The sequence below is a fragment of the Streptomyces sp. NPDC026538 genome (assembly GCF_055567535.1).
In genome coordinates this window covers 345,517-370,743 of record NZ_JBVHQG010000001.1, presented here as the reverse complement: position 1 = coordinate 370,743, position 25,227 = coordinate 345,517, and the positions used below count along the sequence as shown (strand labels likewise).

General features: G+C 70.3%; 20 protein-coding genes. 13 read left to right on the top strand and 7 right to left on the bottom strand.

The annotated features are described in order from the left end of the window. Nucleotides 1-81 precede the first annotated feature (81 nt). From ACZ4N4_RS01715 to ACZ4N4_RS01705, 3 genes are read left to right on the top strand one after another with little or no spacing between them, the layout of a single operon-like run. The gene (locus tag ACZ4N4_RS01715; protein WP_360482271.1) at nucleotides 82-723 is read left to right on the top strand and encodes a cell division protein SepF; all 642 of its coding nucleotides are present in this window, start codon (nucleotides 82-84) and stop codon (nucleotides 721-723) included. Nucleotides 724-773: 50 nt separating this feature from the next. Continuing rightward, nucleotides 774-1,058 carry a YggT family protein gene (locus ACZ4N4_RS01710; RefSeq protein ID WP_046729537.1) on the top strand — a complete coding sequence of 95 codons (285 nt, stop codon included), beginning with the start codon at nucleotides 774-776 and terminating at the stop codon, nucleotides 1,056-1,058. Nucleotides 1,059-1,113: 55 nt separating this feature from the next. Beyond that, on the top strand, nucleotides 1,114-2,394 hold the full coding sequence (locus ACZ4N4_RS01705) for a DivIVA domain-containing protein (protein WP_467583279.1): 1,281 nt from the start codon (nucleotides 1,114-1,116) through the stop codon (nucleotides 2,392-2,394). A gap of 258 nt (nucleotides 2,395-2,652) precedes the next feature. Here the strand turns inward: ACZ4N4_RS01705 and ileS are convergent, their stop codons facing one another. Beyond that, nucleotides 2,653-5,790: an isoleucine--tRNA ligase gene (gene ileS, locus ACZ4N4_RS01700; protein WP_467583276.1), complete on the bottom strand. Its 3,138-nt coding sequence runs from the start codon at nucleotides 5,788-5,790 to the stop codon at nucleotides 2,653-2,655. A 602-nt stretch (nucleotides 5,791-6,392) separates the two neighbouring features. Here ileS and ACZ4N4_RS01695 point away from each other — a divergent pair. From ACZ4N4_RS01695 to ACZ4N4_RS01670, 6 genes are all read left to right on the top strand, one after another. Beyond that, the gene (locus tag ACZ4N4_RS01695; RefSeq protein WP_467583273.1) at nucleotides 6,393-7,331 is read left to right on the top strand and encodes a TraR/DksA family transcriptional regulator; all 939 of its coding nucleotides are present in this window, start codon (nucleotides 6,393-6,395) and stop codon (nucleotides 7,329-7,331) included. 67 nt (nucleotides 7,332-7,398) lie between these two features. After that, nucleotides 7,399-8,007, top strand: a complete 609-nt coding sequence (gene lspA / locus ACZ4N4_RS01690) for a signal peptidase II (RefSeq protein WP_467583270.1) — start codon at nucleotides 7,399-7,401, stop codon at nucleotides 8,005-8,007. 69 nt (nucleotides 8,008-8,076) lie between these two features. Further along, nucleotides 8,077-9,021, top strand: coding sequence for an RluA family pseudouridine synthase (locus ACZ4N4_RS01685; protein WP_467583266.1), 945 nt, complete (start codon nucleotides 8,077-8,079; stop codon nucleotides 9,019-9,021). Next, complete coding sequence (locus tag ACZ4N4_RS01680) at nucleotides 9,018-9,488, top strand: GNAT family N-acetyltransferase (RefSeq protein WP_467583263.1); 471 nt, start codon at nucleotides 9,018-9,020, stop codon at nucleotides 9,486-9,488. Before ACZ4N4_RS01685 ends, ACZ4N4_RS01680 begins: the two co-directional genes overlap by 4 nt. 74 nt (nucleotides 9,489-9,562) lie before the next feature. After that, nucleotides 9,563-11,149: a Na+/H+ antiporter gene (locus ACZ4N4_RS01675; protein WP_467583260.1), complete on the top strand. Its 1,587-nt coding sequence runs from the start codon at nucleotides 9,563-9,565 to the stop codon at nucleotides 11,147-11,149. Nucleotides 11,150-11,237: 88 nt separating this feature from the next. Beyond that, nucleotides 11,238-11,978, top strand: a complete 741-nt coding sequence (locus ACZ4N4_RS01670; RefSeq protein WP_467583257.1) for an SDR family NAD(P)-dependent oxidoreductase — start codon at nucleotides 11,238-11,240, stop codon at nucleotides 11,976-11,978. A gap of 15 nt (nucleotides 11,979-11,993) precedes the next feature. Here ACZ4N4_RS01670 and ACZ4N4_RS01665 read toward each other — a convergent pair whose 3' ends face one another. After that, entirely contained in the window at nucleotides 11,994-13,106 is a 1,113-nt protein-coding gene (locus ACZ4N4_RS01665; RefSeq protein ID WP_453571600.1) for a mechanosensitive ion channel family protein, read from the bottom strand. A 102-nt stretch (nucleotides 13,107-13,208) separates the two neighbouring features. Between ACZ4N4_RS01665 and ACZ4N4_RS01660 the strand changes: the two genes are divergently transcribed. Beyond that, nucleotides 13,209-13,778: a dienelactone hydrolase family protein gene (locus tag ACZ4N4_RS01660; protein ID WP_453380172.1), complete on the top strand. Its 570-nt coding sequence runs from the start codon at nucleotides 13,209-13,211 to the stop codon at nucleotides 13,776-13,778. A 7-nt stretch (nucleotides 13,779-13,785) separates the two neighbouring features. Here the strand turns inward: ACZ4N4_RS01660 and ACZ4N4_RS01655 are convergent, their stop codons facing one another. The 4 genes from ACZ4N4_RS01655 to ACZ4N4_RS01640 form a co-directional block, all read right to left on the bottom strand. Beyond that, nucleotides 13,786-15,456: an alkaline phosphatase D family protein gene (locus tag ACZ4N4_RS01655; RefSeq protein WP_467583254.1), complete on the bottom strand. Its 1,671-nt coding sequence runs from the start codon at nucleotides 15,454-15,456 to the stop codon at nucleotides 13,786-13,788. A gap of 103 nt (nucleotides 15,457-15,559) precedes the next feature. Continuing rightward, nucleotides 15,560-16,402: a thioredoxin domain-containing protein gene (locus tag ACZ4N4_RS01650; protein ID WP_453571313.1), complete on the bottom strand. Its 843-nt coding sequence runs from the start codon at nucleotides 16,400-16,402 to the stop codon at nucleotides 15,560-15,562. 100 nt (nucleotides 16,403-16,502) lie between these two features. Then, complete coding sequence (locus ACZ4N4_RS01645; RefSeq protein WP_467583252.1) at nucleotides 16,503-17,195, bottom strand: hypothetical protein; 693 nt, start codon at nucleotides 17,193-17,195, stop codon at nucleotides 16,503-16,505. A 67-nt stretch (nucleotides 17,196-17,262) separates the two neighbouring features. Continuing rightward, a complete protein-coding gene (locus tag ACZ4N4_RS01640; protein WP_467583249.1) occupies nucleotides 17,263-18,588 on the bottom strand; it encodes a DUF2252 domain-containing protein in 1,326 nt (441 codons plus the stop codon). Between the two features lie 234 nt (nucleotides 18,589-18,822). Here ACZ4N4_RS01640 and dnaE point away from each other — a divergent pair, with 234 nt between their 5' ends. Then, entirely contained in the window at nucleotides 18,823-22,362 is a 3,540-nt protein-coding gene (gene dnaE, locus ACZ4N4_RS01635) for a DNA polymerase III subunit alpha (RefSeq protein ID WP_453571305.1), read from the top strand. A 100-nt stretch (nucleotides 22,363-22,462) separates the two neighbouring features. On the opposite strand, the gene ACZ4N4_RS01630 is transcribed toward dnaE, so the two are convergent. Continuing rightward, complete coding sequence (locus tag ACZ4N4_RS01630) at nucleotides 22,463-22,639, bottom strand: hypothetical protein (RefSeq protein ID WP_453380166.1); 177 nt, start codon at nucleotides 22,637-22,639, stop codon at nucleotides 22,463-22,465. Nucleotides 22,640-22,859: 220 nt separating this feature from the next. On the opposite strand from ACZ4N4_RS01630, the gene ACZ4N4_RS01625 reads away from it, so the two are divergent. Continuing rightward, a complete protein-coding gene (locus ACZ4N4_RS01625; RefSeq protein WP_467583246.1) occupies nucleotides 22,860-24,086 on the top strand; it encodes an NYN domain-containing protein in 1,227 nt (408 codons plus the stop codon). Between the two features lie 118 nt (nucleotides 24,087-24,204). Then, a complete protein-coding gene (locus ACZ4N4_RS01620) occupies nucleotides 24,205-25,179 on the top strand; it encodes an ABC transporter ATP-binding protein (RefSeq protein ID WP_453571597.1) in 975 nt (324 codons plus the stop codon). Nucleotides 25,180-25,227 lie beyond the last annotated feature (48 nt).

Sequence of the window (25,227 nt, the reverse complement as noted above, 5' to 3'; positions counted from 1 at the left end):
CCCAAGACGGGCACAACGGCCACGTGGATCGCGGGACTTGGTAGTCGTCACCGATCCACCACAGAGCGGAGGACTCAGAGCATGGCCGGCGCGATGCGCAAGATGGCGGTCTACCTCGGCCTCGTGGAGGACGATGGGTACGACGGCCGCGGATTTGACCCCGACGACGACTTCGAGCCCGAACTGGACCCGGAGCCCGAACGGGACCATCGACGGCATGAGCCGTCACATCAGTCCCACGGTGCACACCAGTCCCAAAGGGACGATTCGGTACGAGTGGTACAGCCGCCGGCGCCGCGTGAGCCGGTGTCGCATTCCGCATCGCTGTCCGCGGAATCGGGACGCCCGGCGCGTATCGCCCCCGTGGCGTCCATCACACAAGAACGCGCAAGCCTGGAGAAGAACGCACCGGTGATCATGCCCAAGGTCGTGTCGGAACGAGAGCCTTACCGGATCACCACGCTCCACCCCCGGACCTACAACGAGGCCCGTACCATCGGGGAACACTTCCGTGAGGGCACCCCGGTGATCATGAATCTGACTGAGATGGATGACACAGACGCGAAGCGACTTGTCGACTTTGCGGCCGGTTTGGTGTTTGGTCTTCACGGCAGCATCGAGCGGGTGACGCAGAAGGTGTTCCTGTTGTCGCCTGCTAACGTCGATGTCACGGCGGAGGACAAGGCCCGCATCGCAGAGGGCGGGTTCTTCAACCAGAGCTGAGACGCAACACCGGTACGAAGCACGGAACAGGGGAGAGGGAAGCACGAACCATGAGCGTGTTCCTTGATGTGATCTACATCGCGCTGATGTGCTTCCTCATCGTGCTCATCTTCCGGTTGGTCATGGACTACGTGTTCCAGTTCGCCCGCTCATGGCAACCCGGCAAGGCGATGGTGGTCGTACTTGAGGCCACCTACACTGTCACCGATCCACCGCTCAAGCTTCTGCGGCGGTTCATCCCGCCGCTGCGTCTCGGGGGCGTGGCGCTCGACCTGTCCTTCTTCGTACTGATGATCATCGTCTACATCCTGATCGCGATCGTTGGTCGGCTGTGATGAGCGATGTGACCTACCGTCTTGCCGATGCCGACGACTACGTTGAGGTGAAGAGATGCCGTTGACCCCCGAGGACGTGCGGAACAAGCAGTTCACGACCGTCCGCCTCCGAGAAGGCTATGACGAGGACGAGGTCGATGCCTTCCTCGATGAGGTCGAAGCCGAACTGACGCGCCTGCTGCGCGAGAACGAGGACCTGCGCGCCAAACTGGCCGCGGCCACGCGTGCCGCCGCCCAGAACCAGCAGAACATGCGCAAGCCTCCGGAGCCGCAGGACCAGCAGGGCGGTATGCCTCAGGGCGGCATGCCCCAGCAGGGTGGTATGCCGCAGCAGGGTGGTATGCCTCAGCAGGGCATGCGAGGTCCCGGCGCTCCGGTGCCCGCCGGCATATCGGGCCCGCCGCAGCAGCAGATGGGTGGCCCCATGGGTGGCCCCCCGCAGCTGCCGAGCGGCGCCCCGCAGCTGCCGGCCGGTCCCAGTGGCCAGGGCGGTCCGCAGGGTCCTGGTCCGATGGGTCAGGGTCCGATGGGCCAGGGTGGTCCGATGGGCCAGGGCCCCATGGGTCAGGGTCCGATGGGCCAGGGCGGTCCGATGGGCCAGGGCCCCATGGGTCAGGGTCCGATGGGCCAGGGCATGGGCCAGGGCCCGATGGGCGGCCAGCCCCCCATGCAGCAGCAGATGGGTGGTCCGATGGGCGGCCCCATGGGCGGTCCGATGGGCGGCCCCGGTCAGGGCCCCGGTGGCGACAGCGCCGCCCGAGTCCTCTCGCTGGCCCAGCAGACCGCCGACCAGGCGATCGCCGAGGCCCGCTCCGAGGCCAACAAGATCGTCGGCGAGGCCCGCAGCCGCGCCGAGGGTCTGGAGCGTGACGCCCGTGCCAAGGCGGACGCGCTGGAGCGGGACGCGCAGGAGAAGCACCGCGTCGCCATGGGCTCCCTGGAGTCCGCGCGCGCCACGCTGGAGCGCAAGGTCGAGGACCTGCGAGGCTTCGAGCGCGAGTACCGCACGCGTCTGAAGTCGTACCTGGAGTCGCAGCTGCGTCAGCTGGAGACCCAGGCCGACGACTCCCTGGCGCCGCCGCGTACCCCGGCCGCTGCCTCTCTCCCGCCGTCCCCGGCGCCCTCCATGGCCCCGGCCGGCGCGAGTGCCCCGTCCTACGGCGGCAACCAGCCGATGGGTGGTCCGTCCCCCGCTCCGCCGTCCTACGGCGGCCAGCAGCAGATGACGCCGGCGATGACCCAGCCGATGGCACCGGTACGTCCGCAGGGCCCCTCTCCGATGGGCCAGGCGCCGTCCCCGATGCGCGGCTTCCTCATCGACGAGGACGACAACTGACGGCGGGCGCGTAGCACGCGTAGGCGTCGGCAGAGCACCACAGGGCGGGACCCCGGTTCACCAACCGGGGTCCCGCCCTGTTTATGCGTGTTGCGCGGCTTCCCCGAGGAGGGGGCCGGGAGGGGCGCGGGGAACCGCGCACGGTACCTGCTCCGACCCGCACGTACGAGAAGGGCCCGATCTCCACCGTGGAGACCGGGCCCTTTGTCACCTGGGTCGGCGGCTACGCCTTCCGCAGCCGGAACGTGAGGTCGGCTACTACGCCTTCCGCAGCCGGAACGTCAGAGACAGCCCCTCGTCCACGAACGGCTCGCCGTAGCCGCCGTCGGCCTCGCCCTGCGCGAAGTCCGTCGCCAGCACCTCGTCGGCGATCAGCGAGGCATGCTCGGCCAACGCCGCGATCACCGCCGGGTCGGTCGACACCCACCGCAGTGCGATCCGGTCGGCCACGTCCAGTCCGCTGTTCTTCCGCGCCTCCTGGATCAGCCGGATCGCGTCCCGGGCGAGCCCCGCCTGGCGCAGCTCCTCCGTGATCTCCAGGTCGAGCGCGACGGTCGCACCCGAGTCCGACGCCACCGACCAGCCCTCACGCGGCGTCTCCGTGATGATCACCTCGTCCGGCGCCAGCGTCACGGTCTCGCCGTCGACCTCCACCGACGCCGTGCCCTCGCGCAGCGCCAGCGACAGCGCGGCCGCGTCCGCCGCGGCGACCGCCTTCGCCACGTCCTGCACCCGCTTGCCGAACCGCTTGCCCAGCGCCCGGAAGTTGGCCTTGGCCGTGGTGTCCACCAGCGAGCCGCCCACCTCGGACAGCGACGCCAGCGAGGAGACGTTCAGCTCGTCGGTGATCTGCGCGTGCAGCTCCGGGTCGAGCGAGTCGAAGCCCACGGCCGCGACCAGCGCCCGGGACAGCGGCTGACGGGTCTTGACGCCCGACTCCGCGCGCGTGGCCCGGCCGAGCTCCACGAGCCGTCGTACCAGAACCATCTGCTTGGACAGCTCCGGGTCGATCGCACCCAGGTCGGCCTCCGGCCACGCCGCCAGGTGCACCGACTCCGGTGCGCCCGGGGTGACCGGCGCCACCAGGTCCTGCCAGACCCGCTCGGTGATGAACGGGGTCAGCGGGGCCATCAGCTTGGTGACCGTCTCCACGACCTCGTGCAGCGTGCGCAGCGCGGCCTTGTCGCCCTGCCAGAAGCGGCGGCGCGAGCGGCGGACGTACCAGTTCGACAGGTCGTCGACGAACGCGGACAGCAGCTTGCCGGCGCGCTGGGTGTCGTACGCCTCCAGCGCCTGGGTCACCTGGTCGGTGAGCGCGTGCAGCTCGGAGAGCAGCCAGCGGTCCAGCAGCGGGCGGTCGGCCGGAGCCGGGTCCGCCGCGCTCGGTGCCCAGTTCGACGTACGGGCGTACAGGGCCTGGAAGGCGACCGTGTTCCAGTACGTCAGCAGGGTCTTGCGGACGACCTCCTGGATGGTGCCGTGGCCGACCCGGCGGGCCGCCCACGGAGAGCCGCCGGCCGCCATGAACCAGCGCACCGCGTCCGCGCCGTGCTGGTCCATCAGCGGGATCGGCTGCAGGATGTTGCCCAGGTGCTTGGACATCTTGCGGCCGTCCTCGGCGAGGATGTGGCCGAGGCAGACCACGTTCTCGTACGACGACTTGTCGAAGACCAGCGTGCCGATCGCCATGAGGGTGTAGAACCACCCTCGCGTCTGGTCGATCGCCTCGGAGATGAACTGGGCCGGGTAGCGGCTCTCGAACAGCTCCTTGTTCTTGTACGGGTAGCCCCACTGCGCGAACGGCATCGAACCCGAGTCGTACCAGGCGTCGATGACCTCCGGCACGCGCGTGGCCGTCTTCCGGCACTGCGGGCAGGCGAAGGTGACCTCGTCGATGAACGGGCGGTGCGGGTCCAGCCCCGACTGGTCGGTGCCGGTCAGCTCGGTCAGCTCCGCGCGGGAGCCGACGACGGTGAGGTGGTCGTCCTCGCAGCGCCAGATCGGCAGCGGGGTGCCCCAGTAGCGGTTGCGGGACAGCGCCCAGTCGATGTTGTTGTTCAGCCAGTCACCGTAGCGGCCGTGCTTGACGGTCTCCGGGAACCAGTTCGTCTTCTCGTTCTCCTCGAGGAGCCGGTCCTTGATCTCCGTGGTGCGGATGTACCAGGACGGCTGCGCGTAGTAGAGCAGCGCGGTGTGACAGCGCCAGCAGTGCGGGTAGCTGTGCTCGTACGGCAGGTGCTTGAAGAGGAGGCCGCGCTGCAACAGGTCCTCGGTGAGACGCTCGTCGGCCTTCTTGAAGAAGACGCCGCCGATCAGCGGGACGTTCTCCTCGAAGGTGCCGTCCGGGCGGACCGGGTTCACCACCGGCAGGCCGTAGGCGCGGCAGACCTTGAGGTCCTCCTCGCCGAAGGCGGGGGACTGGTGGACCAGACCCGTACCGTCCTCGGTCGTGACGTACTCGGCGTTCACGACGTAGTGTGCCGGTTCCGGGAACTCCACGAGCTCGAACGGACGTTGATAGGTCCAGCGCTCCATCTCGGCGCCGGTGAAGGTCTGGCCCGTGGTCTCCCAGCCCTCGCCGAGCGCCTTGGCGACCAGCTGCTCGGCGACGACGAGCTGCTCCTCGCCGTTGGTGGCGACGACGTAGGTGACCTCCGGGTGCGCGGCGACCGCCGTGTTGGACACCAGGGTCCACGGGGTGGTCGTCCACACCAGGAGCGCGGCCTGGCCGGCGAGCGGACCGGAGGTGAGCGGGAAACGGACGTACACGGAGGGGTCGACGACCGTCTCGTAGCCCTGCGCCAGCTCGTGGTCGGACAGGCCGGTGCCGCAGCGCGGGCACCAGGGGGCGACCCGGTGGTCCTGGACCAGCAGGCCCTTGGCGAAGATCTCCTTGAGCGACCACCAGACCGACTCGATGTACTCGGGGTCCATGGTCACGTACGCGTCGTCGAGGTCGACCCAGTAGCCCATGCGGGTCGTCAGCTCGGAGAACGCGTCGGTGTGGCGGAGCACGGACTCGCGGCACTTGGCGTTGAACTCGGCGATGCCGTACTTCTCGATGTCCGGCTTGCCGCTGAAGCCCAGCTCCTTCTCGACCGCCAGCTCCACGGGCAGGCCGTGGCAGTCCCAGCCGGCCTTGCGGGCCACGTGGTAGCCGCGCATGGTGCGGAAGCGGGGGAAGACGTCCTTGAAGACGCGCGCCTCGATGTGGTGGGCGCCGGGCATGCCGTTGGCGGTGGGCGGGCCCTCGTAGAACACCCACTCGGGGCGGCCCTCGGACTGCTCCAGGGTCTTGGCGAAGATCTTCTGCTCGCGCCAGAAGTCGAGCACGGCGTGCTCGAGGGCGGGCAGGTCGACCTGTGCGGGCACCTGGCGGTACGTCGGCGCTGTCATCTGCGAGCTTCCTCCAACGGACTTGCTGCCTTCCGTCGGAGGGACGAGAGCCTTGTCTTCCGTACGCCGTGTGCGGCGCGCTCCCGCGGTACCACCCTCCTTGGCTCCCCGAACGCCATGCGCGCCGGTGAGCCCCCTCATTGGGGTCGCGAAACCGGTTCTACTCGCCGTAGCAGGTCCTGCACGGCTTTCTTCCGGCGGCTCCGGGGTGATCTTCACGTCGCGCTCGCCCCCGGGCTCCCACCGTCCCCGGGTCGCTCTGGGCTGCGTACGCCGCTACTCGTCCCCATCCACGCTTCTCGCTCCGCCCAGTGTACGGCGCCGCACGGACAGCGGCCGACCCGTTTTCCGGGCACCGGCGGCGCCGGGCCGTCCACCTGCCGAGATGACCCGAATGGCGCGGTACGCGTGTTCGCATCCTGGGATGTCCGGCTCGGCGGATTACCGCGCGGGGAGCTGGGCACAACGCATGCATACCGGCTGCGTGGGGGGTGCGGGGCAGGCGGATCGGGCGGCGTGCCCCGTTGCCGAGGGACTCAGGTCGATTTATCGTCCCAGCACGATTCGCGTGCAAGATCACAATATGTGAAGGGGCCGCGGCCATGGTGGCGAAGAAGACCGCCGTACAGCAGTCGGCATCCGGCCCGTCCGGGGTCGCGGCTGCCTCCGACGGCGACACCAAAGGGGGCGGCGGAAAGCGGGGCACGCGCGCGGGGGAGACCGCCGCGGCGGAGAGAACGGCTGGTGAGAAGGGTTCCGCCAGGAAGACGGCCGCAAAGAAGACGCCGGTGAAGAAAGTGGACGGGAAGAGAGCGGACGGGAACCGAGCCGCGGACACGAGGACGGCCGGGAAGCCGACGGCCGCCGAGGCGAAGGCGGCCGAGGCACCGGCGGCCGGTGACAGGGCGACCGCGGCTGCCGGGGGTACCGCGGGGAAGTCGGAGAAGAGCGCGTCCAAGCCCGCGGCGACGAGGACCGCGGCGGCGAAGAGCACGGCCAAGAAGAGCACGGCCAAGAAAGCGGGCGCGGCGAGGGCCGCGAAGCAGACGGGAGCCACGACGGTGGTTGCGAAGAAGACCCCTGGCACGGCCACTGCGGCGACGGAGACCGCCGTCCCCAAGGCGCGGATCGCCGCGGCGGCTCCGGGCGAACTCGCGGTGCGTCCCGGCGAGGACCCGTGGACGCCGGAGGAGGTCGAGGAGGCGCGCACCGAGCTGATGACCGAGGCACTGCGGCTGCGCACCGAGCTGGACGCCTCCGACAGCGCCCTCGCCGGTCTGATGCGGGACTCCGGGGACGGCGCCGGAGACGACCAGGCCGACACCGGCACCAAGAACATCACCCGCGAGCACGAGCTGGCGCTGGCCGCCAACGCGCGCGAGATGCTGGAACAGACCGAGCGGGCCCTGGAGAAGCTCGACGCGGGCACCTACGGACTCTGCGAGAACTGCGGGAACCCCATCGGGAAGGCCCGGATGCAGGCCTTCCCGAGGGCGACTCTGTGCGTCGAGTGCAAGCAGAAGCAGGAACGCCGCTACTGAGCATCGGGGTCGCGTGGGGCGTGCCGTAGTCTCGTCCCGAGGCAGGCACCTAGGTTGAGGGACTCACGTGGCAGAGGCGGAGCGCATCATCGGTACGCCGGACACTCCGGACGACGGCGGTGAGGAGACGGCGGCACCCGGCGTGTCCGGCGCGGAGCAGCAGCGGGCCGACGACGAACGGCGCCCCGGGCGCGGACGCCGGATCGCCGTGCTGTTCGCGGTCGCCGCCTTCGCGTACGCCCTCGACCTGGTCAGCAAGATGATCGTGGTCGCGAAGCTGGAGCACCACGCGCCGATCGAGGTCCTCGGCGACTGGCTGGAGTTCCACGCGATCCGCAACCCGGGCGCGGCCTTCGGGTTCGGCGGCGCCTTCACGATCATCTTCACGGTGATCGCGGCGGCCGTGATCGTCGTGATCTTCCGCCTGGCCCGCAAGCTCTACAGCTTCCCCTGGGCGGTCGCCCTCGGCCTGCTGCTGGGCGGCGCGCTCGGCAACCTCACCGACCGGATCTTCCGCTCGCCCGGCGTCTTCGAGGGCCAGGTCGTCGACTTCATCGCGCCCAAGGGGTTCGCGGTGTTCAACCTGGCCGACTCCGCGATCGTCTGCGGCGGCATCCTGATCGTGCTGCTCTCCTTCCGCGGCCTGGACCCGGACGGCACCGTCCACAAGGACTGACCGCGGCCGGAGCGGGGGCCGCACGGGCTCGCGTACGGCGCTGTCGGCGCGGTCCGGCATACTCGACGGGTGAGTACGCTTCCCGAGATCCGAACCCTGCCCGTGCCCGACGGCCTGGAGGGCGAGCGCGTCGACGCCGCCATCTCCCGCATGTTCGGCTTCTCCCGCACCAAGGCGGCCGAGCTGGCCGCGGCGGGCAAGGTCCAGGTCGACGGCGCGGTGGTCGGCAAGTCCGAGCGGGTGAGCGGCGGGTCCTGGCTGGAGGTCGAGATGCCGGGCGCGCCCGCGCCCGTGCAGATCGTCGCGGAGCCCGTCGAGGGCATGGAGATCGTGTACGACGACGATGACGTGGTCGTCATCGTCAAGCCGGTCGGCGTGGCCGCGCACCCCAGCCCCGGCTGGACCGGCACGACCGTCATCGGCGGTCTGGCGGCCGCCGGCTACCGGATCTCCACCTCCGGCGCCGCCGAGCGCCAGGGCATCGTGCACCGCCTCGACGTCGGCACCTCCGGCCTGATGGTGGTGGCCAAGTCGGAGCGCGCGTACACCTCGCTCAAGCGCCAGTTCAAGGAGCGCACGGTCGACAAGCGCTACCACACGCTCGTGCAGGGCCACCCGGACCCGACCAGCGGCACCATCGACGCCCCCATCGGCCGCCACCCCCAGCACGACTACAAGTGGGCGGTCACGGCCGACGGCAAGCCCTCCGTGACCCACTACGACCTCATCGAGGCGTTCCGCGCGGCCTCCCTGCTGGACGTGAAGCTGGAGACCGGCCGCACCCACCAGATCCGCGTCCACATGGCCGCCCACCGCCACCCCTGCGTCGGCGACCTCACCTACGGCGCCGACCCGACGCTCGCCAAGCGGCTGCACCTGACCCGGCAGTGGCTGCACGCGGTCCGGCTCGGCTTCGAGCACCCCGGCAGCGGTGACTGGGTCGAGTTCGAGAGCGACTACCCGGCCGACCTGAGCAAGGCGCTGGACCAGGTCCGCGAGGAGACGTACGGATGAGCACGCGCGCCTACAAGGTGCGGGTCGCCGAGGACCCCGCCGACCTGGCGGCGTGCTTCGCCGTACGCAAGCAGGTCTTCGTCGTCGAACAGGGCGTCCCCGAGGACCTGGAGTACGACGAGTACGACCCGGTGGCCCTGCACGTGCTCGCGATCCGCGAGGACGGCGTACCGCTCGGCACCGGCCGGCTGCTGTACGGCGAGACGGCCCTGGAGAAGACCGGCGGCGATCCGTCCCTCGGCTCGCTGGGCCGGCTCGCGGTCTCCCAGGAGGCCCGCGGCCTCGGCATAGGCGTGGTCCTGGTCCGGGCCATCGAGGACGCGGCACGCGCGCGTGGCCTGAGCGCGGTGGACCTGCACGCGCAGACGCACGCGCTGGGCTTCTACGAGCGGCTGGGCTACGAGCCCTACGGCCCGGAGTACGAGGAGGCGGGCATCCCGCACCGGGGGATGCGGCGCGCCCTGTAGCGCGGCCCGTGCCGGAAGACCGCATGGCAGGCTTGAGGCCCGCCGTGTGATCGTCGACTCCCGGAGCGCTGGCCGTGGATCAGTTGGCCCTTTTGTTCGTGCTGCTGCTCGGGGCTCTGGTGAGCGTCCCGGTGGGGGACCGGCTGGGGCTGCCGGCGCCCGTGCTGATGACCCTGTTCGGGATCGTCCTCGCGGTGGCCGACTTCGTGCCGAACGTGGACATCCCGCCCGAGCTGATCCTGCCCGGCCTGCTGCCACCGCTGCTCTACGCCGCCGTACGGCGGACCTCCTGGCGCCAGTTCACGGCCAACAAGCGGCCGATCTTCCTGCTCGCGGTCGCCCTGGTGTTCGTCACCACGGTGTGCGTGGCCGTCGTCGCCGGCGCGATCGTGCCCGGGCTGCCGATCGCCGCCGCCGTGGCGCTGGGCGCGCTGGTCGCCCCGCCCGACCCGGTCGCCGCGACCGCCGTCGCCGGGCAGCTCGGGCTGCCGCGCCGGCTGGTGTCGATCCTGGAGGGCGAGGGCCTCTTCAACGACGTCACGGCCATCGTGCTCTACCACGTGGCGATCGCCGCCGTGGTCAGCGGCACGTTCTCGCCCTGGCGGGCCGGGCTGGACTTCCTGCTCTCCGCCGTGGTCGCGGTCGCGGTGGGTCTTGCGCTCGGCTGGGGCGCGAACAAGCTGATGGACGTGCTCGGCGACCCGACCCTCCAGATCGGCCTCACCCTGCTGGTCCCCTACGTCTCCTACGTCCTCGCCGAGGAACTGCACGGCTCCGGCGTGCTCGCCGTGCTCACCACCGCGCTGTTCATCGCCGAGTACGCCACCGACGCCGACGACGTGATGACCCGGCTCGCCGGATACACCTTCTGGGACATCGTCGACACGCTCGTCACCGGCGTCGCGTTCGGGCTGATCGGCCTGGAGCTGCACAACGCGATCCGCACGGCGTCCGGCCGCTGGGGCGAACTGCTCGGCTGGGCGGCCGCGATCGTGGGCGTGGTCGTCGTGGTCCGGCTGGTGTGGCTGCTGCCGGCGACCTGGCTGACCAAGCGGCTGCACGCCCGGCGGGACTACGACGAGGAGATCCCGACCAGCTGGCGGGAGACCGTGGTGATGTGGTGGTCCGGGATGCGCGGGGTGGCGTCGGTCGCGCTGGCCCTGGCCGTTCCGCTGAAGACCGACGACGGATCCCCCTTCCCGGACCGGGACGAGATCGTCTTCATCGCGTTCGGCGTGATCATGGCGACGCTGGTGCTCCAGGGGCTGACCCTGCCGTGGCTGGTGAAGCGGCTGGGGGTGCGGGCCGACACCGACCAGGAGAAGGAGTTCGAGAAGGAACTGGCGGTACGGGCGGCGAAGGCCGCACGCCGGCGGCTGAAGGAGATCGAGCAGGTCGAGGACCTGCCGGAGGAGGTGACGGAGCAGATGCTGCGGCGGGCCTTCGAGATCGGCTTCCGGATCAGCCCCGAGGTGGTGGAGGACGAGCGGCGGGAGGGGCACGACAAGCGGGCGAAACGGTTGAAGCGGCTGCGGCGGATCCAGCAGGAGATGCTCAGCGCGGCGCGGCACGAGGTGCTGGCGGCGCGGAGCGAGCCGGGGGCGGATCCGGAGATCGTGGACCGGGTGCTGCGCCACCTGGACGTCCGTAGCCTGCGCTGACCGCACGCCCCCACGTGCAGTAATACAAACGTATGGCCGTTGTGGATATCCGAAGGCGGGGTCGGCGGTGCGCTCGTAGTCTCGGATCATGGCTCGGAACATTGTGATCAGTGGTGGCGGAACAGGGATCGGGCTCGCCGCGGCGCGGGTGTTCGCCGCCGACGGGGATCGGGTGCTGCTGCTCGGGCGGCGCAGAGAGGTGTTGGAGCAGGCCGGGGTGCCGGGGGCGGTCTGGTACGCCGCCGATCTGAGCGACCCGGCCGGCGTACGGGGCGTGGCGCGGTACGTCGCCGAGGAGATCGGCACCGTGGACGTGCTCGTCCACAGCGCCGGAGGCAACGCGGCGTTCGCGCCCGACGCGGAGGCCGGCGACCCGCTCGACGCCGTCGCCCGCACCTGGACGGGCAACTTCCAGCAGAACACGCTCACCGCCGTGCTGCTCACGGAGGCGCTGAAGGACCGGCTCGCCGACCCCGGCGGACGGGTGCTGTTCCTCAGCTCCATCGCCGCGTACCGGGGGTCGGGGACCGGGTCCTACGCCGCCGCCAAGGCGGCCCTGCATCCGTACGCCCACGACCTGGCCCGGCAGCTGGGACCGCGCGGGGTCACCGTGAACGTGGTCGCGCCCGGGTACGTCGAGGACACCGAGTTCTTCGGCGGCCCGGTCGAGGAGGCGCGGCGGGCACGGCTCGTCGCCGAGACGGCGACCGGGCGGGCCGGCATACCGGGTGACGTCGCCGCCACCCTGCACTGGCTGGCCTCCCCGGCCGCCGGACACGTCACCTCGCAGATCGTCCAGGTCAACGGCGGCGCCGAGCGCGGCCACTGACGGGAAGGGGGGCGGTCAGGCGCCGCGGCCGGTGCGGGGCGGCTCGTGCAGACGCCGGGCCGCCGCCCCGTCCTGGGAGGGGATGATCCCGCCCGGCGACAGGACCGCGTCGGCGGTGTTGACCCGGGGCAGGGCGTAGGGATGCTCGGCGGACAGCCAGGTGATCATCTGCTCACGGACGGTGACCCGGACCTTCCAGACGTCGTCCGAGTCCTTGGCGGTCACCAGCGCCCGCACCTGGATGGTGTTCGGCGTGGAGTCGGTGACGACCAGGCTGTAGTCCCGCCCGTCCCAGGCGGGGCACTCGCGCAGGATGTCCCGGAGCTTCTCGCGCATCGACTCGATCGGCGCCGAGTGGTCGAGGTGCCAGTAGACGACCCCGGTCATCTGCGGGGTGCCCCGGGACCAGTTCTCGAAGGGTTTGGAGGTGAAGTACGACACCGGCATGGTGATCCGCCGCTCGTCCCAGGTCCGTACCGTCAGAAAGGTCAGGGTGATCTCCTCGACCGTGCCCCACTCGCCGTCGACCACGACGGTGTCGCCGAGGCGCACCATGTCGCCGAAGGCGATCTGCAGACCCGCGAACATGTTCGCCAGCGTGGACTGGGCGGCCACACCGGCGACGATGCCGAGGATCCCGGCGGAGGCCAGCAGCGAGGCGCCGGCCGCGCGCATCGCCGGGAAGGTCAGCAGCATCGCCGCCGCGGCCATCACGCCGACTATCGCCGTGACCACCCGCATGATCAGCGACACCTGGGTGCGTACCCGGCGGACCCGGGCCGCGTCGGTGTGGCCGCGGGCGTAGCGATTGTACGAGGTGTCGACGACGGCCGCCGCGATCCGCACCACCAGCCAGGCGGCCGACCCGATCAGCACCAGGGTCAGCATCTGACCGACGGCGACCCGGTGGCCCAGGAGCAGCTCGGCCTTGTCGTAGGAGCCTCTGAGCAGGGCCGCGCACAGCACCAGCTGGTAGGGGATGCGGGCCCGGCGCAGCAGCCCCCACAGGGGTGTCTCGCTGTGCCGTGCGTCTGCCTTGCGCAGCAGCAGGTCGGTCGCCCAGCCGATCAGCAGGGTGAGGACGACGGCGCCGCCGACCACGATCAGCGGGCGGAGTACGTTCTCCATGTCCATGGGTCCGAACGTAACCAGATCCGCGGGGTCCTGAACATGCTGACCGGTGTCGAGGGCGTCACAAAGCCTGTCGGCGCAGGCTGGCACCATGGGCGCATGAACATCATGCTCTTTCACTCGACCTATGGCCTCAGGCCCGCGGTGCGCGAGGCCGCGGACCGGCTGCGTGCCGCGGGGCACGAGGTGTGGACGCCGGACCTCTTCGCGGGACGCACGTTCGACACGGTCGAGGAGGGCATGGAGTTCAACGAGTCGATCGGCAAGGACGAGCTGCTGAAGCGGGCCGTGCTGGCGGCGGCGCCGTACTCGGAGCGCGGGCTGGTGTACGCGGGGTTCTCGCTGGGCGCCTCGATCGCGCAGACGCTGGCGCTGGGCGACGAGCGGGCACGCGGGCTGCTGCTTGTGCACGGCACCTCGGACATCGCGCCGAACGCCTCGGTGGACGAGCTGCCGGTCCAGCTGCACGTGGCCGAGCCGGACGCCTTCGAGACGGACGACTGGCTGAGCGCCTGGTATCTGCAGATGGGCCGGGCCGGCGCCGATGTGGAGATCTACCGGTACCCGGGCGCCGGACACCTCTACACCGACCCCGGGCTGCCGGACTGGGACGAGGAGGCCGCCGAGGCCACCTGGCGGGTGGCGCTCGGCTTCCTCGACACGCTGTAGGTGACGGCTACACCGGGTCGTAGGTGCGCTCGACCTTCTGGGTGCCGCTGCGGGTGCGGTACGAACGCTCCCAGGACGAGGTCGCGTCGGCCTTCGTCTTGTCGGAGACGACGTAGTAGTCCATCTGCGCCCGGGCGGCGGTGATGTCCAGGATGCCGTAGCCGTGCCGGTCGGTGTCCACCCAGTGCACATGGCGGTTGGCCAGCTGGATGATCGGCGCGGCGACGGTGGAGACGACACCCGGGGAGACCTTGAGGATGTCGTCCAGGTTGTCGGAGGTCACCGAGGTCACCACGAACTCCGTGGCCGCGGAGGCGGAGAGCGGGTAGGTGCCGGCGTCCACCGGCACGTCGTTGGCCCACGCCATGTGGATGTCGCCGGTCAGGAACACCGTGTTGCCGATCGCGTTGGAGCGCAGGTGGGCCAGCAGCTCGCGGCGGTCGTCGGTGTAGCCGTCCCACTGGTCGGTGTTGAGGGCGAGGCCGTCCTGCGGCAGCCCGAGCAGCTTGGCGAGCGGCTTGAGCAGGTCGGCGGAGAGCGAGCCGATGGCGAACGGCGAGATCATCACCGAGTTGCCGACCAGCCGCCAGGTGGTGTCGGAGGCCTTCAGTCCGGCCTTCAGCCAGTCGAGCTGGGCGCGGCCGGTGATGGTGCGGTCCGGGTCGTCGACCGAGCCGCTGCCCGTGGACACCTGCTGGGAGCGGAAGGAGCGCAGGTCGAGCAGGGAGAGGTCGGCGAGCTTGCCGAAGCGCAGCCGGCGGTAGGTGGTGCCGGCGATGGCCGGGCGGACCGGCATCCACTCGAAGTAGGCCTGCTTGGCGGCGGCCTGACGGGCCGTCCAGGTGCCCTCGGCACCCTCGGTGTGGTTCTCGGCACCGCCGGACCAGGAGTCGTTGGCGAACTCGTGGTCGTCCCAGATCGCGATGACCGGCGCCTTGAGGTGCAGGGCCTGCAGGTCGGTGTCGGTCTTGTACTTGCCGTGCCGGGTGCGGTAGTCGGCGAGGGTGATGATCTCGTGGGCCGGCGCGTGCTGGCGGACCACGGTGTCCCGGGTGCCGTACTCGCCGGTGCCGTACTCGTAGATGTAGTCGCCGAGGTGCAGCCACGCGTCCAGGTCGTTGCGGGTGGCCAGGTGACGGTAGGAGGCGAAGTAGCCGGCCTCCCAGTTGGCGCAGGAGACGACACCGAAGCGCAGACCGGAGACGGCGGCGTCGGCCGCCGGGGCGGTGCGGGTGCGCGCCACCGCGGAGTCCGTGCCGCCGGCCGAGAAGCGGAACCAGTAGTCGGTGGCCGGGGCGAGGCCGCGGATGTCGGCCTTGACGGTGTGGTCGGAGGCGGCGGTCGCGGTGGTGGAGCCGCGGGAGACGACGTTGGTCAGCGCCTTGTCGGTGGCGACGACCCAGCTGACCTCGGTGTCGGCGCCGGCACCGGAGCCCGGGGTCGCGTCGGCGCTCGGCGTCACCCGGGTCCACAGCAGGACGCCGTCGGGCAGCGGGTCGCCGGAGGCGATGCCGTGCAGGAAGGCAGGGGCGTCCGAGGCGGCCCGGGCCGGCAGCGCGGCGGCGAGCGGGGCGGCCAGGACAGCCGTCGCCGCCGCGGCCTTGACGACCGTACGGCGGCGCGGGGAGAGGGAGTTGGCACCCTCAGAAGCCTGAGTTGATCTGTATCGACTGGTCACGTCCGGTCAGGTTACTGACCAGTATGAACAAGAGCAGGCGAACCAGAAAAAGTTCGCCTGCTCTTCACCCGGAGCTGGTGCCGTACCTGTGCACAGCGGCGGGTTACGCCTTGAGGGCCGCGTCCACCAAGGAGTTGAAGGCCGCGACCGTCATCGGCGGGTTGCCGCTGGAGTCGGCCGTGAGCATCTTGCCGTTCATGACGAAGCTCGGGGTGCCCGTCACGCCGTCCTTGTTGGTGTCGAAGGTCTTCGACATGGCCAGCGCCCAGGCGTCGTACTTGCCGGACTTCACGGCGTCCTGGAACGTCTTGTTGTTCTTCAGCGCCGGGACGGTGTTGGCGACCTGGATGAGGTAGCTGTCGTTCTTGAACTTGTCGTCCGTCTCCTCGGGGTGCCACTTCGTGGAGTACAGCGCGGTCTTGTACTCCAGGAACGCCTCGGGGCTGACGTTCAGCGCGGCGCCCATGGCGCTCATCGCGTTCTTGGAGCCCTCGCCGTTGGTGCCGATCTTGCCCTTGCCCAGCGAGTCGCCGTCGATGAACGTGCCACCGATGTACTCGATCTTGAACTTGCCGTCGTCGATGTCCTTCTTCACCGTCGAGCCGACCGTCTGCTCGAACTGGGCACAGATCGGGCAGCGCGGGTCCTCGTAGACCTTGAGGGTCTTCTTGGCGGTGGACTTGCCGATCACGACCGTGGTGCCGTCGGTGCCCGTGGTGTTGGCCGGGGCGACCACCTTGGCGGACTTCTCGTCCTCCCAGTAGCCCGGCTTGTTGGCCTGGACGACGGCGTAACCTATGCCGCCCGCCGCGGCCAGCACGGCCACGACCGAGCAGGCCACGATGACCTGGCGCTTGACCTTGGCGCGCTTGGCCTGCTTCTCGCGCTCGACGCGCAGTCGCTCCCGGGCCGCGTTCTTGGCGGACTGGCTGTTCCGCTTGCTCATGTTGGTGATCTCCATATGGGACGCGCACATGTCGTACGCGGGATACGTGCGGGGGACTCGTCGTGCTCGAACGAGGGGTGTGCCGGTGAGAGAGGGGCGCTCAGGCGAAGGGCAGGGCGAGCGCCCGGGAGCACGGCGGTCCGCGCCGTCCCAGGGAGTGCACGAGGACCAGGTCGCGGGCCGCGGCCGTACGCGGCGCCGGACGCGGCAGTCCTCGTACCGGAACCAGCCGGACCGTGCCCGCGGCGACCGCGAGGAGCAGCGGGCGGAAGGTGGTGGCGGCGACCGCGCGCAGCAGCTGGGTCAGGGCGCGCTCGCCGCGGCGCAGCCAGGCGGCGGCCAGCAGACCGACACCGACGTGCGCGGCCAGCAGCAGCCAGGCCGCGGTCGGGTCGGCGTGGGCGAGCGCCGCGGCGGCCCGGGAGCCGCCGGTCATCCGGGCCAGCGGGGTGCCGACGGCGCCGCCGTGACACAGCACGTCGAAGCCGACCGCGCGCAGCGGGCCGGCGATGGGACCGCCGGCCCGGCCGTAGCAGGCGTGCTGGCCGGTGGTGAAGACCGTGTCGGCGGCCAGTTCCAGCGGGACCAGCAGGGCCGCGATCCGGCCGAAGCCACGCTCGCGGCCCGCCAGCGCGTACGCCGTGCCGAACACGCCGGCGGCGACCGCGGCCACCGTGGAGAACGGCAGCGGGGCCCGGGACAGCAGCACGTGCGACGCGGTGCTGAGCGTCACGACGAAGGCCGTGAACAGCGCCGCGCGCACGGCTCTGAGCTGGGTCCCGGATATGTCCATAGCGGTGGAGAGTCTGTCACGTACTCATGTAAGGGACCCCTAAAAGAGCCCTGTGAATCCGTGAAGGTTACAGCCCCGGAATGCGGCCGTTGCGGAACAGGTCGACGAAGATCTGGTGGTCGGCACGCGCGCGTGCGCCGTAGCTGTGCGCGAAGTCGGCCAGCAGGGGCGCGAAGCCCTCCTCGTCGGCGGCGATCGCCGCGTCGATGGCCCGCTCGGTGGAGAACGGCACCAGGGACTCGCCGGACTGGTCGTCGGCCGCCGAGTGCATCGACGCCGTGGCCCGGCCGAGGTCCGCGACGACCGCCGCGATCTCCTCCGGGTCGTCGATGTCGCCCCAGTCCAGGTCGACCGCGTACGGCGACACCTCGGCGACCAGCTGCCCGGAGCCGTCCAGCTCGGTCCAGCCCAGCCACGGGTCGGCGTGCGCCTGCAGGGCGCGCTGGGAGATCACCGTGCGGTGGCCCTCGTGCTGGAAGTAGTCGCGGATCGCCGGGTCCGTGATGTGCCGGGAGACGGCCGGGGTCTGGGCCTGCTTGATGTAGATCACGACGTCGTTCTCCAGGGCGTCCGTGGAGCCCTCCAGGAGGATGTTGTACGACGGCAGGCCGGCCGAACCGATGCCGATGCCGCGCCGGCCGACGACGTCCTTCACGCGGTAGGAGTCCGGGCGGGACAGGGACGACTCCGGAAGCGTCTCCAGATAGCCGTCGAAGGCGGCGAGGACCTTGTAGCGGGTGGCGGCGTCCAGCTCGATGGAGCCGCCGCCGGAGGCGAAGCGGCGCTCCCAGTCGCGGATCTCCGTCATCGAGTCCAGCAGCTCGAAGCGGGTCAGCGAGCGGGCCGCGCGCAGCGCGCCGAGCAGCGGGCCCTCGGCGCTGTCCAGGGTGAACGGCGGCACCTCGTCGCTCTTGGCGCCGGTCGCCAGCGCGTGGATCCGCTCCCGGTAGGCGCCCGCGTACACCTCGACCAGCTCGGTGATCTGCTCGTCGCTGAGCGCCTTCGCGTACCCGACCAGCGCGATGGAGGCGGAGAAGCGCTTCAGGTCCCAGGTGAAGGGGCCGACGTAGGCCTCGTCGAAGTCGTTGACGTTGAAGACCAGGCGGCCGTTGGAGTCCATGTACGTGCCGAAGTTCTCCGCGTGCAGGTCGCCGTGGATCCACACGCGCGAGGTGCGCTCGTCCAGGAACGGGCCGCCGCGCTTCTCGGCGTCCACGTCGTGGTAGAAGAGCGCGGCCGTGCCCCGGTAGAAGGCGAAGGCCGAGGCCGCCATCTTCCGGAACTTCACGCGGAACGCGGCCGGGTCGGCGGCCAGGAGCTCGCCGAAGGCGGTGTCGAAGACGGCGAGGATCTCCTCGCCGCGCTGCTCGCCGTTGAGCTGGGGGACCGGCATCGCTGGGTGCCTCCTGGTACGGGTGGTACGTGACATGTGGGGCGGATCTCTCCTTCGGGCCAACGTGCGAAGGTCCGGGGGAGTGCCCGCTTTCTTCGCCTGAAGGTACGCGGGGTGGCGGGCGGATTGTCAGTGCCGAGGCATAGGATTTCGCCGTCCCACCAGACTGTCCGCAGTCGGTCCGCAGTCGGTCGGAAGATCGTCGACGCTTGTTTTCCTCTGGAGGCCGAAACCGTGTCAAAGCCGCCGTTCACGCACCTGCACGTCCACACCCAGTACTCGCTGCTGGACGGTGCCGCGCGGCTGAAGGACATGTTCAACGCCTGCAACGAGATGGGCATGACACACATCGCCATGTCCGACCACGGCAACCTGCACGGGGCGTACGACTTCTTCCACACCGCGCAGAAGGCCGGAGTCACCCCGATCATCGGGATCGAGGCGTATGTCGCGCCCGAGTCGCGGCGCAACAAGCGCAAGATCCAGTGGGGCCAGCCGCACCAGAAGCGGGACGACGTCTCCGGTTCCGGTGGTTACACCCACAAGACGATGTGGGCGGTGAACAGCACCGGCCTGCACAACCTCTTCCGGCTCTCCTCCGACGCCTACGCCGAGGGCTGGCTGCAGAAGTGGCCCCGGATGGACAAGGAGACGATCTCCCAGTGGTCCGAGGGGATCGTGGCCTCCACCGGCTGCCCCTCCGGCGAGCTGCAGACCCGGCTCCGCCTCGGCCAGTACGACGAGGCCCTGAAGGCGGCCGCCGACTACCAGGACATCTTCGGCAAGGACCGCTACTTCCTGGAGCTGATGGACCACGGCATCGAGATCGAGCACCGGGTCCGCGACGGCCTCCTGGAGATCGGCAAGAAGCTCGGCATCCCGCCGCTGGTGACGAACGACTCGCACTACACGTACGCGCACGAGGCGACCGCCCACGACGCCCTGCTGTGCATCCAGACCGGCAAGAACCTCTCCGACCCGGACCGCTTCAAGTTCGACGGCACCGGCTACTACCTGAAGTCCACGGACGAGATGTACGCCGTCGACTCCTCGGACGCCTGGCAGCAGGGCTGCGCCAACACCCTCCTCGTCGCCGAGATGGTGGACACCACCGGCATGTTCGAGAAGCGCGACCTGATGCCCAAGTTCGACATCCCCGAGGGCTACACCGAGGTCACCTGGTTCAAGGAGGAGGTCCGCCGCGGCATGGAGCGCCGCTTCCCCGGCGGCATCCCCGACGACCGCCAGAAGCAGGCCGACTACGAGATGGACGTCATCATCCAGATGGGGTTCCCGGGCTACTTCCTGGTGGTCGCCGACTTCATCATGTGGGCCAAGAACAACGGCATCGCGGTCGGCCCCGGCCGAGGCTCCGCGGCCGGTTCGATCGTCGCCTACGCGATGGGCATCACCGACCTCGACCCGATCCCGCACGGTCTGATCTTCGAGCGGTTCCTCAACCCCGAGCGCGTCTCCATGCCCGACGTCGACATCGACTTCGACGAGCGCCGGCGCGTCGAGGTGATCAGGTACGTGACCGAGAAGTACGGCGCCGACAAGGTCGCCATGATCGGCACCTACGGCAAGATCAAGGCCAAGAACGCCATCAAGGACTCCGCGCGCGTGCTGGGCTACCCGTACGCGATGGGCGACCGCCTGACCAAGGCGATGCCCGCGGACGTCCTCGGCAAGGGCATCGACCTGGACGGCATCACCAACCCCTCGCACCCGCGGTACAACGAGGCGGGCGAGATCCGCGGGATGTACGAGAACGAGCCGGACGTCAAGAAGGTCATCGACACCGCCAAGGGCGTCGAGGGCCTGGTCCGGCAGATGGGTGTGCACGCGGCCGGCGTGATCATGTCCAGCGAGCCCATCGTGGACCACGCGCCGATCTGGGTGCGGCACACCGACGGCGTGACCATCACGCAGTGGGACTACCCGCAGTGCGAGTCGCTCGGCCTGCTGAAGATGGACTTCCTCGGCCTGCGCAACCTGACGATCATGGACGACGCCGTCAAGATGGTGAAGTCCAACAAGGGCATCGACCTCGACCTGCTGGCCCTGCCGCTCGACGACCCGAAGACCTTCGAACTCCTCCAGCGCGGCGACACCCTGGGCGTCTTCCAGTTCGACGGCGGCCCCATGCGCTCCCTGCTGCGCCTGATGAAGCCCGACAACTTCGAGGACATCTCCGCCGTCTCCGCGCTCTACCGTCCGGGCCCGATGGGCATGGACTCGCACACCAACTACGCGCTGCGCAAGAACAAGCTCCAGGAGATCACCCCGATCCACAAGGAGCTGGAGGAGCCCCTCCAAGAAGTCCTCGCGGTCACCTACGGCCTGATCGTCTACCAGGAGCAGGTGCAGAAGGCCGCCCAGATCATCGCCGGGTACTCGCTCGGCGAGGCCGACATCCTGCGCCGCGTGATGGGCAAGAAGAAGCCCGACGAACTGGCCAAGAACTTCGTCCTCTTCCAGAAGGGCGCCCGGGACAAGGGCTACAGCGACGAGGCCATCCAGGCCCTGTGGGACGTGCTGGTCCCGTTCGCCGGATACGCCTTCAACAAGGCGCACTCCGCCGCGTACGGCCTGGTCTCGTACTGGACCGCCTACCTGAAGGCGAACCACCCCGCCGAGTACATGGCCGGGCTGCTCACCTCGGTCAAGGACGACAAGGACAAGTCGGCCGTCTACCTCAACGAGTGCCGCCGCATGGGCATCAAGGTGCTCCCGCCGAACGTGAACGAGTCGGTGCACAACTTCGCGGCCCAGGGCGACGACGTGATCCTCTTCGGCCTGGAGGCCGTGCGCAACGTCGGCACGGGCGTCGTGGAGTCGATCATCAAGGCCCGCAAGGCGAAGGGGAAGTTCGCCTCCTTCCCCGACTACCTGGACAAGGTCGACGCCACCGCCTGCAACAAGCGGACCACGGAATCCCTCATCAAGGCGGGCGCCTTCGACGCGCTCGGGCACACCCGCAAGGGCCTCACCGCCCAGTACGAGCCGATGATCGACAACGTGGTGCAGGTCAAGCGTAAGGAGGCCGAGGGCCAGTTCGACCTCTTCGGCGGGATGGGCGAGGAGGAGAGCAGCGAGCCCGGGTTCGGCCTCGACGTGGAGTTCACCACCGACGAGTGGGACAAGACCTATCTGCTCGCCCAGGAGCGGGAGATGCTCGGTCTGTACGTCTCCGACCACCCGCTCTTCGGCCTGGAGCACGTGCTCTCCGACAAGGCCGACGCGGGTATCGCGCAGCTGACCGGCGGTGAGCACGCCGACGGCGCGGTCGTCACCATCGGCGGCATCATCTCCGGCCTGCAGCGCAAGATGACCAAGCAGGGCAACGCCTGGGCGATCGCCACCGTCGAGGACCTCGCGGGCTCCATCGAGTGCATGTTCTTCCCGGCGACCTACCAGCTCATCTCGACCCAACTCGTCGAGGACGCCGTCGTGTTCGTCAAGGGCCGTCTCGACAAGCGCGAGGACGTGCCCCGCCTGGTGGCGATGGAGCTGGCGATCCCGGACCTGTCCGCCGCGGGCGCCAACGCGCCCGTGATCCTCACCATCCCCGCCACCCGGATCACCCCGCCGATGGTCAGCCGCCTCGGCGAGATCCTCAGTCACCACAAGGGCGACAGCGAGGTCCGGATCAAGCTCCAGGGGCCGACCAAGACGACCGTGCTGCGTCTCGACCGGCACCGGGTGAAGCCGGATCCGGCCCTGTTCGGCGACCTGAAGGTGCTGCTCGGCCCGTCCTGCCTGGCCGGATAGGTTCCCCGGTCGTACGCGCGCGGAAGGGGCGCACCCGCACCGGGTGCGCCCCTCCTGCGTGCCTGGGCTTCAACAGCCCGGTGGGACCTGGTCAGTCCGCTCAGTTGTGGCCGAAGCTCTTCTGCTTCTTGCGAGCAACATCCGCCGGGCTGCCCTGGATGTGCGACACCGGCGAGTCCTGGGACTCCGTCGACGTACGCTGCGGGTGCTCGTGGGTCTGCTCGGTCTGCGGGGTGCGGTTCTGAGAGCCACCCTTGCGGTTCTTGTTCTTGGCCATGGTGATCTGCCTCCTGTGGGGGATCTAGGGGCCGAATTCAGATTCACATAGGCTGACAACAGACGCATTTCGGATAATTACCGTGTGTGACAGGGTTTGTCGGAGAGCGAGGTGCCGAAACGCCACGCCGAAGATCGAGTTCGGGCCGTTAACCCCCGCGCCGTCGGGCAGACTCGAAGGAAGCCCCGAAAGCAAACCTCCCGGAAAGAGGGTGAGTCGCGTGGACCGCTGCATTGTCCTGGTGGACGCCGGGTATCTGCTGGGTGCCGCCGCCAGTCTCCTCGCCGGTGAGCCCTCCCGATCCCGGATCACCGTCGACCACGCCGCGCTCATCCAGGCGCTGCGCGACCGCGCGGAATCCGACACCGAGCGTCCACTGCTGCGCATCTACTGGTTCGACGGCGCCCCCGACCGCGTCCCGCAGCCGGAACACCGCCGGCTGCGCGTGATGCCCCGGGTCACCGTCCGGCTCGGCGCGCTGACCCGCAGCGACGGACGCTGGGCCCAGAAGGGCGTGGACGCGGCCATGCACGCCGAGCTGACCGAACTGGCCCGCAACCGCGCCTGCTCGGACGTCGTGCTGGTGACCGGCGACGGCGATCTGCTGCCGGGCATGATGGCCGCCAAGGAGCACGGGGTCGCCGTGCACCTGTGGGCCGTGCAGGCCGCGGACGGGGACTACAACCAGTCCGAGGACCTGGTCGCGGAGGCCGACGAGCGGCGGGTCCTGGACCGCGCGTGGATCACCCAGGCGGTACGGGCGAAGGAGCTGACCGGGGTCTGTGCGCCGCCGCCGGCGCCGCGGCCGGAGATCGCCGCGATCCTCTCCGCGCCGCTGCCCGACTCGGGGCTGTCGGCCGCGGCCGAGCCGGGGGCCGACGAGGCCGAGCGGGCGCCCGTGGCGGGCGCGGCGGAGAACGGGGCGGTCGAGCGGGTGCCGGCGCCCAAGGGGGTGCCCACGCCGAAGGACCTCGCCGCGCTGCGGGCGCCGGGCGCGCAGTCGCCGGTGCAGCACCCGGCGACCACGGCGACCCTGCGGTGGTCCTCCGACAAGGGGTGGGTGGACCGGCCGGGCGCCGTCGCGGAGCCCGCGGAGGCCGTCGCCATGCCGACGCTGGCCCAGCTGACGACCGCGGAGCAGCGGTGGGCCGACCGGGAGGAGGACATCACGACCGTCGGCGGGGATCCGTACGAGGTCGGGCAGGTGTTCGCCCGACGGTGGATCTCGCGGCTGGGCGACCAGAACCACGTGCAGAAGCTGTCCGGGATGTACCCGCGGATTCCGCACCGGATCGACGGGGAGCTGCTGCGGTACGCGGCCCGGTTCGGGCTGCTGGCGCACAAGGACGACCAGATCGACGAGCACGACCGGTACGCCATTCGGGCGGGGTTCTGGCGCGAGATCGACGTGCCGGCGGGGGCCGCGGAGCATGCGCCGGCCGAATGAGCCGGCCCCGGGGACGTGAAGCCGACGGCCCCAAAGGCGAGTAAACGGGGCCGACCCCGTAGTCTCGTCCCTTGTGAGTACGGGCGTGGGTCGGGCACTTCGGCAGCAGAGCGACGTGGTGTGTGCCGTGCGTGGGCTGACGAAGACCTACGCCGCGGTCAAAGGGCGCCGTGGGACTCCCGCGGTGCCCGAGGTCCGGGCCACCGACGGGGTGGACCTCGATGTCCGGCGCGGGGAGATCTTCGGGCTGCTCGGGCCGAACGGAGCCGGCAAGTCCACCCTCGTACGGCAGCTCACCGGGCTGCTGCGGCCCGACGCCGGCACCGTCGAGATCCTCGGGCACGACATCGTGCGGCATCCCGAGCGGGCCGCCCGGATCCTCGCCTACCTGGGCCAGGAGTCCAGCGCCCTCGACGAGCTGACCGTCTCCCTCGCCGCCGAGACCACCGGGCGGCTGCGCGGCCTGGACGTACGGCAGGCCCGTGCCGAGCGGGACGCGGTGCTGGCGGAACTGGGACTCGCGCCCCTCGCCGGGCGGGCGATCAAGAAACTCTCCGGCGGCCAGCGGCGGCTGGCCTGCTTCGCCGCGGCGCTGGTCGGACAGCGGTCGCTGCTGGTGCTCGACGAGCCGACGACCGGGATGGACCCGGTGGCCCGGCGGGCCGTGTGGGCCGCCGTCGACCGGCGGCGGGCCGAGCACGGCGCGACCGTCGTCCTGGTCACCCACAACGTGATCGAGGCCGAGACGGTGCTCGACCGGGTCGCCGTGCTCGACCAGGGGCGGGTCATCGCCTGCGACACCCCGGCCGGGCTCAAGGAACGGGTCGCCGGCGAGGTGCGGGTGGAACTGGTGTGGCGGGAGCAGGCCCCGCTGGACGTGCCCGAGGTGGCCGTCCTGCGGGAGCGTGCAATCGAGTCCGGCCGGCGCTGGACGCTGCGGCTCGCCCCCGAGGAGGCGCGTGCCGTCGTCGCCACGGTGACCGGCGGGGCCGCCTTCGCGGCTCTCGACGACTTCACCCTCGCCACGCCCAGCCTGGAGGACGTCTATCTGGCGCTGGGCGGCGCCGCACGGCAGGGGCTGGTGAAGGCATGAGCGTGAACGCCGGGGCGACCGGGCCCGTACGGGAAGGCGCGGCGGACG